Genomic DNA, 8,075 nt, shown 5'->3' with positions numbered 1-8,075 from the left:
CCCCAGAACCCAGCCCCCCTTCATGCACGATCCGCCCACCGACCACAGTCAACACCGACCCCAATCCCGCCACCTCGGCATCCGGCACGCTGAAATAATCCGCCGACAGCACCGCCAGATCCGCGAGCATCCCCGGCTCCAAAGCCCCGCGCAGCCGCTGCTCCCCGGTGAACCACGCGCTGCCGCCGGTGAACAGCCGCAGCGCCAGGGTGCGGTCCAGCCGGTCCTCCGGCCGCCACAGCTCCAGGCCGCCGAGGGTGGTGCCGGTGGTGAACCAGTGCAGGGCCTCCCAGGGGTTCGCCGATGCCATCCAGGTGCCGTCTGTGCCGCCGCCGACTGGGACGCCGCGGGTCAGCATCTCCATCACCGGCTGCGCGTGGCGGGCTGCGGCGGGGCCGTAGCGCTTGAGGAATTGCTCGCCGCGGTAGGCCATCCGGTGTTGCACCGTGATGCCGCCGCCGAGTGCGGCCACTCGGTCGATGGTCTGCGGGCGGATGGTCTCGGCGTGCTCCACGGCCCAGCGGAGCCCGTCGAATGGGATGTCGCGGTCCACCTTCTCCAGGACGCCGAGGAAGCGGCTGATCGACTCGTCGTAGGTGGCGTGGAAGCTGAACGGCCAGCGTCGCTCGACCAGGAGTCGCACCACCGGCTCCAGGTGGCGGCCTAGATCGGCGGTGAGGTCCGGGCGGGGCTGGGCGAAGTTGGAGAAGTCGACGCCGTCCAGGACCGGGGCCTCGCCGACGCCGTTGAACCACAGCAGGTCGTCGCCGCCCAGGTTCAGGCTGCCGACCATCGTGGCCAACTCCTCGCGCTCCTCGCCGGGCTGGGGGGCGATGACGTTCAGCGCCGTTCGCACGTTCAGCCGGTTCTGCGCCCGCAGCGTCCGCAGGGCGGCGTAGCAGTCCGGGAAGCCGGTCGCGCCGGCGTCGATCGCGCCGGTCACCCCCAGCGCGCTCAGCTCGTGCAGGAAGCGGCGCGTGGAGTTCACCCGCTCCTGCGGGTCCAGCCGTGCCGCCCCGAGTAGGGCCAGAGCCAGGACCGCAGGGTTCGGCCGGGCCAGCAGCAGCCCGGTGGGGTAGCCCGCCGCGTCCCGCTGGATCTCCCCGCCGGGCGGGTCCGGCGTGCCCTTGGTGTAGCCCAGGGCCCGGACCGCGGCCCGGTTCAGGAACGCCGCGGTGTCCAGGAAGACCACCAGCACCGGCACGTCGGCGGAGACCGACTCGATCTCGGCCAGGGTGGGCAGCCGGTGCTCGGCGAACTGGTCGGGGGACCAGCCGCCGACCACCTGGACCCACTGTCCGGGGACGGCCCCGGCGGCGCGCACGGCGAGCAGGCGCAGCGCGTCGGCCAGCGAGGGCACGCCGTCCCAGCGGACCTGCGCGTTCCAGCTGTTACCGGCGTCGACCAGGTGCAGGTGTGAGTCGTGCAGCCCGGGGACGACCACGCGGCCGGCCAGATCCCGTACCTCGGTGTCCGGTCCGAGCAGCGCCGCGGTCTCCCGGTCATCGCCCACCGCGGCGATCCGGGTACCGGTCACGGCCACCGACGACACGACCGTGTCGGCGGCGTCCAGCGTGTGGATCCGGCCCGATCGGAGGATCAGGTCGGCGTGCCGGATCACCGGTATGTCGCTCATGGTTTGCACTCACCTGATCTCTCACGGAAAGTCGGGAACAGGCATCTCACGGATGGTAATCGAGCGGCTACCGACCCGCACGTTTGGACCGTGTGCGCATATCCGGACGCCGCGTTTGCATCACGCTTGCGGGCGGCTCCGCCAGAACCTTCAAGGCTTCACTGATCTGCGTAACCCCGTCCTCGAAACCAAGGAGCACCTGATGGCCGACGTGATTTTCGTCGGGATCACGATCGCGTTCTTCGCCCTTCTCGCGTTGATCATCAAGGGGGTCGAGCGTCTTGAGCGCTGAGAACATCATCGGCCTGATCGTGTCGGTCCTGCTGGTCGGCTACCTCATAGCGGCCCTGATCCTCCCGGAGAAGTTCTGATGTCGGACACCTGGGCCGGCCTGCTCCAAGTCGCCGCCCTGGTCCTCCTGCTGGCCGTGTCCTACCGGCCATTGGGCGACTACATGGCGCACATTCTCACCACGAAGAAGCATTCTCGTGTTGAGAAGGTCCTGTACAAGACGATGGGCGTGGATCCCGAGGCGGACCAGACGTGGGGTACGTACCTGCGTTCGGTGTTCGCCATCTCCGCCGTCGGCGTCCTGCTGCTCTACACGCTCCTGCGGGTCCAGCACCACCTGATGATGGCGCTGGGCATGCCGAAGGTGAACGCGGACCTGGCCTACAACACGGCTGCCTCCTTCGTCACCAACACCAACTGGCAGAACTACTCCGGCGAGAACACGCTGGGCTACGTTGCGCAGGCGACGGGCCTGGCGGTGCAGAACTTCGTGTCGGCCTCCGTCGGCATCGCTGTGGTCGCGACCCTGATCCGCGGCTTCACCCGGAACCGGACCGACCGGCTGGGCAACTTCTGGGTGGACCTCACCCGGGTCCTGATCCGGCTGATGCTGCCGTTCTCCATCGTGTTCGCGGTGATCCTGGTCGCCTGCGGGAGCGTGCAGTCCCTCGGCGACCACATGACCGTGGTCCACACGATCAACGGCGACCAGAGCCTGTACACCGGCGGTACCGCGAGCCAGGAGGTCATCAAGCTCCTGGGCACCAACGGCGGCGGCATCTTCAACGCCAACAGCGCGCACCCGTTCGAGAACCCCACGGCCTTCACGAACCTGATCGAGATCTACCTGCTGCTGGTGATCGGCTTCAGCCTGCCGCGCACCTTCGGCAAGATGGTCGGCTCGCACAAGCAGGGCTACACCCTCGTCAGCGTGATGGCGATCATCTGGGTCGGTTCGCTGATCTTCTCGACCTTCTTCGAGACCCACCACCACGGCATCAACCTGGCCGACGGCCACGCCGCGCTGGAGGGCAAGGAGTCCAGGTTCGGCATTCCGGCCTCGACGCTGTTCATGACCAGTACGACGTTGACATCGACCGGCGCCGTCAACTCCTGGCACGACTCGTATTCGCCCTTCGGCGGCGGTGCGGCGATGTTCAACATGATGCTGGGCGAGATCGCGCCCGGCGGTACCGGATCGGGTCTGTACGGCATTCTGATCCTGGCCATCGTCACGGTGTTCATCGCGGGCCTGATGGTCGGCCGCACGCCGGAGTACCTGGGCAAGAAGATCCGCCCGACCGAGATGAAGTACGCGGCCCTGTACATCCTGACCACCCCGGCCGTGGTGTTGATCTTCACCGGTCTGGCGATGGCGTTGAAGGGTGAGACCGCCTCGATCAGCAGCGGGAACCTGGGTCCGAACGGCAGTCCGTCGCCACACGGCTTCAGCGAGGTGTTGTACGCCTTCACCTCGATGGGCAACAACAACGGCTCGGCCTTCGGCGGCCTGTCCGGCAACACCCACTGGTGGAACACCGCCGGCGCGCTGGCGATGATGTTCGGCCGGTTCCTGCCGATGATCTGGGTCCTGGCGCTGGCCGGTTCGCTGGCCAAACAGAAGCCGGTTCCCGAGACCGAGGGCACGCTCAAGACCGCCTCGCCGCTGTTCGCGGGGATGCTGCTGGGCACGATTCTGCTGGTGGTCGGCCTCACCTACTTCCCGGCCCTGTCGCTCGGGCCGCTCGCTGAAGGACTGCACTGATGTCAAGCAACACTCTGACTGAAGCTGCCCCCGCACCGCGGGCCCCGCAGCAGAAGCCGGGCGGTGAACCGCATCGCGTGGGCGGTGGGTTCCTCGACCCGAAGATGCTCTGGAAGTCGCTTCCGGACGCGCTGAAGAAGCTCGACCCCCGGGTCATGATGAAGAACCCGGTGATGTTCGTCGTAGAGGTCGGCTCCGCGCTGACCACGTACGAGGCCATCACCAAGCCCTCGGTGTTCGCCTGGGTGATCACCGTCTGGCTGTGGCTGACCGTGGTCTTCGCCAACCTGGCCGAGGCGGTGGCCGAGGGCCGGGGCAAGGCGCAGGCCGCCACCTTGCGCAAGGCCAAGACCACGACCGTGGCCCGCAAGCTCGCGTCCTGGTCCCCGGGCAACTCCGGGGCCGAGTCCGAGGTCGCCGGCACCGAACTGACACTCGGCGACTTCGTGGTCGTCGAGGCCGGCCAGGTCATCCCCGGCGACGGCGACGTCGTCGAGGGCGTCGCCTCGGTCGACGAGTCGGCGATCACCGGCGAGTCGGCCCCGGTCATCCGGGAGTCCGGCGGCGACCGGTCCGCGGTCACCGGCGGCACCAAGGTGCTCTCCGACCGGATCGTCGTGAAGATCACGTCCAAGCCGGGCGAGACCTTCATCGACCGGATGATCAACCTGGTCGAGGGCGCGAACCGGCAGAAGACGCCGAACGAGCTGGCGCTGAACGTGCTGCTGGCCTCGCTGACCATCGTCTTCCTGCTCGCCGTGGTCACCCTGCAGCCGATGGCCACCTGGGCTGGCGCCGCGCAGTCGCTGGTCGTCATGGTCTCGCTGCTGGTGGCGCTGATCCCGACCACGATCGGCGCGCTGCTGAGCGCGATCGGCATCGCCGGCATGGACCGACTGGTGCAGCGCAACGTGCTGGCGATGTCCGGCCGCGCGGTCGAGGCCGCCGGCGACATCAACACCCTGCTGCTGGACAAGACCGGCACCATCACCCTGGGCAACCGCCAGGCCTCCGAGTTCGTCCCGGTCGCCGGGGTGGACAAGGACGCCCTGGCCGACGCCGCGCAGCTCTCGTCGCTGTCCGACGAGACGCCGGAGGGCCGCTCGATCGTGGTGCTGGCCAAGACCGCCTACGGGCTGCGCGAGCGGCACGAGGGCGAGCTGGCCGGCGCGGAGTTCGTGCCCTTCACCGCCCAGACCCGGATGTCCGGGGTGAACCTGGCCGACGGGCACGAGGTCCGCAAGGGCGCCGGCAGCGCGGTCATGAAGTGGGTCCGCGACAACGGCGGACACCCCACCGAAGAGGTCGGCTCTCTGGTGGACGCCATCTCCGGGGCCGGCGGCACGCCGCTGGTGGTGGCCGAGAAGGCCCCCGGCCAGCCGGCCCGCACCCTGGGCGTCATCCACCTGAAGGACGTCGTCAAGGAAGGCATCCGCGAGCGGTTCGCCGAACTGCGGCAGATGGGCATCAAGACGGTCATGATCACGGGTGACAACCCGCTGACCGCCAAGGCCATCGCCGAGGAGGCCGGGGTCGACGACTTCCTGGCCGAGGCGACGCCCGAGGACAAGATGGCGCTGATCAAGAAGGAGCAGGAGGGCGGCAAGCTGGTCGCGATGACCGGCGACGGCACCAACGACGCCCCGGCCCTGGCCCAAGCCGATGTCGGCGTGGCCATGAACACCGGTACCTCGGCCGCGAAAGAGGCCGGGAACATGGTGGACCTGGACTCCAACCCGACCAAGCTGATCGAGATCGTGGAGATCGGCAAGCAGTTGCTGATCACCCGCGGTTCGCTGACCACCTTCTCCATCGCCAACGACGTCGCGAAGTACTTCGCGATCATCCCGGCCATGTTCTCGGTGGTCTACCCGGGCCTGCACGTGCTGAACATCATGGGCCTGCACTCGGCGAAGTCGGCGATCACCAGCGCCATCATCTTCAACGCGCTGATCATCATCGGCCTGATCCCGCTGGCGCTGCGCGGAGTGCAGTACAAGCCGTCCTCGGCCTCGGCCCTGCTGCGGCGCAACCTGCTCATATACGGCGCCGGCGGCCTGGTCCTGCCCTTCGTCGGCATCAAACTCATCGACCTGGTCGTCCAATTCATCCCCGGACTCCGGTAAGGGAGGAGGAATCATGTCTCGCATCTCCGCGCCGTTGCGGCGGCACCTGGCGGCTATCCGCGCCATGCTGGTGTTCACCGTGATCCTGGGCATCGCCTACCCGCTGCTGGTCACCGGGATCGCACAGCTCGCCTTCAAGAACAAGGCCAACGGTTCGCTCATCAAAAACGCCTCCGGGCAGATCGTGGCCTCCTCGCTGCTGTGCCAGCAGTACGTCGACAAGTCCGGCGCCGCCCTGCCGCAGTACTTCCAGACGCGGCCGTCCGATGCCACCAACTCCTCCAACTCCAGCGACCCGGGCTGTAACTACTCCTACTCCGCCGGGTCCAACCTGGGCACCGACAGCGCCACGCTGAAGAGCACCATCGAGGGCCGGATCGCCTCGTACGCCAAGGCGTACAACATCGACCCGACCAAGGTCCCCGAGGACGCGGTCACCGCCTCGGCCTCGGGCATGGACCCGGGCATCTCGGTGGAGAACGCCGACGACCAGGCGCCTGCCGTGGCCAAGGCCCGCGGCATCGACATGGCGACGGTGGACCAGCTGGTCAAGGACAACACCACCGGCCGCCCGCTGGGCTTCCTGGGCGAGAAGTACGTCAACGTGGTGACCCTGAACCTGGCCCTGGACAAGGCGCATCCGTTCGCGGCGGCCAAGAGCTGAGGCCGGCCGGGTTCGGACCCGGCGCACACCACAACAGAGAAGGCGGCGGGACCGGTACGCGCGGGGGCGTGCCGGTCCCGCTACTTTCCTGCCCGAGATCCCTCGGGCGGGCGTTGATCCACAGACTAGAATCGAGGCAGGTGAGCCGGGAAGTCTGGTCGGCGCTTCATCCGCCCTTCCCTCAGGACTCTGCCATGCGACTGGACCTCCGTTCCGAGTGGCGCCGCGAAGCGCTGCGCACCAACCTGTGGCTGGTGCCGATGCTCGACGTCCTCGGCGCGGTCCTGCTGTTCGTCGTCACGGTCGCCATCGACCGCGCCGCCTACCACGGCGCCATCAAGCTGCCGTCCTGGGTGATCAGCGGCACCGCCGACGCCTCCCGGCAGATCCTCACCACCATCGCCGCGGCCGTCATCACCGTGATCGGCGTGGTGTTCTCGGTGGTGATCGTCGCCCTGACCCTGGCCTCGACCCAGTTCGGCCCGCGCATGCTGCGCAACTTCATGCGCGATCGCGGCACGCAGTGGACGCTGGGCACATTCGTCGCGACGTTCGTCTACGCGATCCTCGCGCTGATCGCGATCAGCCCCGGCCCGCACGGGGACTTCGTCCCGCACGTGTCCATCACCACGACCCTGATCCTGGTGGTCCTGGACCTGGCCGTCTTGCTGTACTTCATCCACCACATCGCGGTGCAGATCCAGCTGCCGCAGGTGATCGCCTCGATCGCGGCCGACGTGCAGAAGGCGATCGCGGCCGAGGCGGCGCCGGACTGCGCCGGCCGCCCCGAGCGCGGGCTGTCGGCGAACGAGCTGCTGGCGCGGATGGCGCAGGAGCCGGGGGAGGTGAAGGCGACGGAGTCGGGCTACCTGCAGTATGTCCGGCACTCGACGCTGGTGCGGATCGCGACCTCCACCAACTCGGTGATCCACCTGCTGCAACGGCCCGGGCACTTCCTGGTCAACGGCCGCACCATGGCCGTGGTCTGGCCGGCCGACGCGGCCCCGAGCGTCGCGCGGGCGCTGCAACGCGCGCACCTGAGCGGGCCGTACCGGAGCCTGTCGCAGGACATCTCGTTCGGCATCGACCAGCTGGTCGAGATCGCCATCAGGGCACTGTCGCCGGCGGTCAACGACACCTTCACCGCGCTCACCTGCATCGACTGGCTCGGCGACAGCCTGCGCGAGATCGCCCTGGGCTGGCACCCCGAGCAGGTGCACCGGGACGCGCAGGGCTACATCCGCGTCATCACCACCCAGACCACCTTCGACCGCCTGGTGCAGCGCGCCTTCGAGAAGGTCCGCCAGGCCGCCGCCGGGATGCCGGCGGTGATGATCCGCCAGCTCGACGCCCTGACCGAGATCCTGGAACAGGTGCCGCTGGCCGAGCAACGCAGGGTGTTGTCGGAACAGGGGGAGATGATCAGGACCCTGTGTCTGGAGACGGTGCCGGAGAAGGCGGACCGCGAGGACGTCCTGCGCCGCTACGACACGCTGGTGCGGCTCGCGGGCACCCTGCAAGCGTAGGCAATACGGGTTCCTCGTGAGGGCATGGGGTGAGGCTCACCCCGCCAAAACCATCCCCACCACAGCC

The 8,075-nt window shown here is 68.3% G+C and carries 6 protein-coding genes; 5 read left to right on the top strand and 1 reads right to left on the bottom strand.

All coding sequences use genetic code 11. The features are described from left to right. Nucleotides 1–1,636: amidohydrolase (locus IZR01_RS46290; RefSeq protein WP_194927540.1), on the bottom strand; the 1,636-nt coding region annotated here is incomplete at its 3' end. Nucleotides 1,637–1,917: 281 nt separating this feature from the next. Between IZR01_RS46290 and kdpF the strand changes: the two genes are divergently transcribed. The 5 genes from kdpF to IZR01_RS46265 all read left to right on the top strand — a co-directional run bounded on the left by kdpF (nucleotide 1,918) and on the right by IZR01_RS46265 (nucleotide 8,008). Next, nucleotides 1,918–2,007 (top strand): K(+)-transporting ATPase subunit F, encoded by a 90-nt coding sequence (gene kdpF / locus IZR01_RS46285; protein WP_194899130.1) that lies wholly within the window; start codon nucleotides 1,918–1,920, stop codon nucleotides 2,005–2,007. Beyond that, nucleotides 2,007–3,692: a potassium-transporting ATPase subunit KdpA gene (gene kdpA / locus IZR01_RS46280; RefSeq protein WP_194899131.1), complete on the top strand. Its 1,686-nt coding sequence runs from the start codon at nucleotides 2,007–2,009 to the stop codon at nucleotides 3,690–3,692. The genes kdpF and kdpA overlap by 1 nt, the downstream gene beginning before the upstream one ends. Continuing rightward, nucleotides 3,692–5,818: a potassium-transporting ATPase subunit KdpB gene (kdpB, locus tag IZR01_RS46275; protein WP_194899132.1), complete on the top strand. Its 2,127-nt coding sequence runs from the start codon at nucleotides 3,692–3,694 to the stop codon at nucleotides 5,816–5,818. Before kdpA ends, kdpB begins: the two co-directional genes overlap by 1 nt. 13 nt (nucleotides 5,819–5,831) lie before the next feature. Further along, nucleotides 5,832–6,482, top strand: a complete 651-nt coding sequence (gene kdpC, locus IZR01_RS46270) for a K(+)-transporting ATPase subunit C (protein ID WP_194927539.1) — start codon at nucleotides 5,832–5,834, stop codon at nucleotides 6,480–6,482. A 194-nt stretch (nucleotides 6,483–6,676) separates the two neighbouring features. Next, nucleotides 6,677–8,008, top strand: a complete 1,332-nt coding sequence (locus IZR01_RS46265) for a DUF2254 domain-containing protein (RefSeq protein ID WP_194899134.1) — start codon at nucleotides 6,677–6,679, stop codon at nucleotides 8,006–8,008. Nucleotides 8,009–8,075: the final 67 nt, after the last annotated feature.

Origin of the sequence: Catenulispora pinisilvae (assembly GCF_015356865.1) — a bacterium.
GTDB classification, from domain to species: Bacteria; Actinomycetota; Actinomycetes; order Streptomycetales; family Catenulisporaceae; genus Catenulispora; species Catenulispora pinisilvae.
The sequence above is the reverse complement of the archived record's forward strand: the minus strand, read 5'-3'. Positions and strand labels throughout refer to the sequence as shown.

Bases quoted from the DNA above. Each gene is read 5' to 3' on its own strand.
- kdpA (WP_194899131.1), top strand. From the start codon at position 2,007: ATGTCGGACACCTGGGCCGGCCTGCTCCAAGTCGCCGCCCTGGTCCTC.
- kdpB (WP_194899132.1), top strand. From the start codon at position 3,692: ATGTCAAGCAACACTCTGACTGAAGCTGCCCCCGCACCGCGGGCCCCG.
- kdpC (WP_194927539.1), top strand. From the start codon at position 5,832: ATGTCTCGCATCTCCGCGCCGTTGCGGCGGCACCTGGCGGCTATCCGC.
- IZR01_RS46265 (WP_194899134.1), top strand. From the start codon at position 6,677: ATGCGACTGGACCTCCGTTCCGAGTGGCGCCGCGAAGCGCTGCGCACC.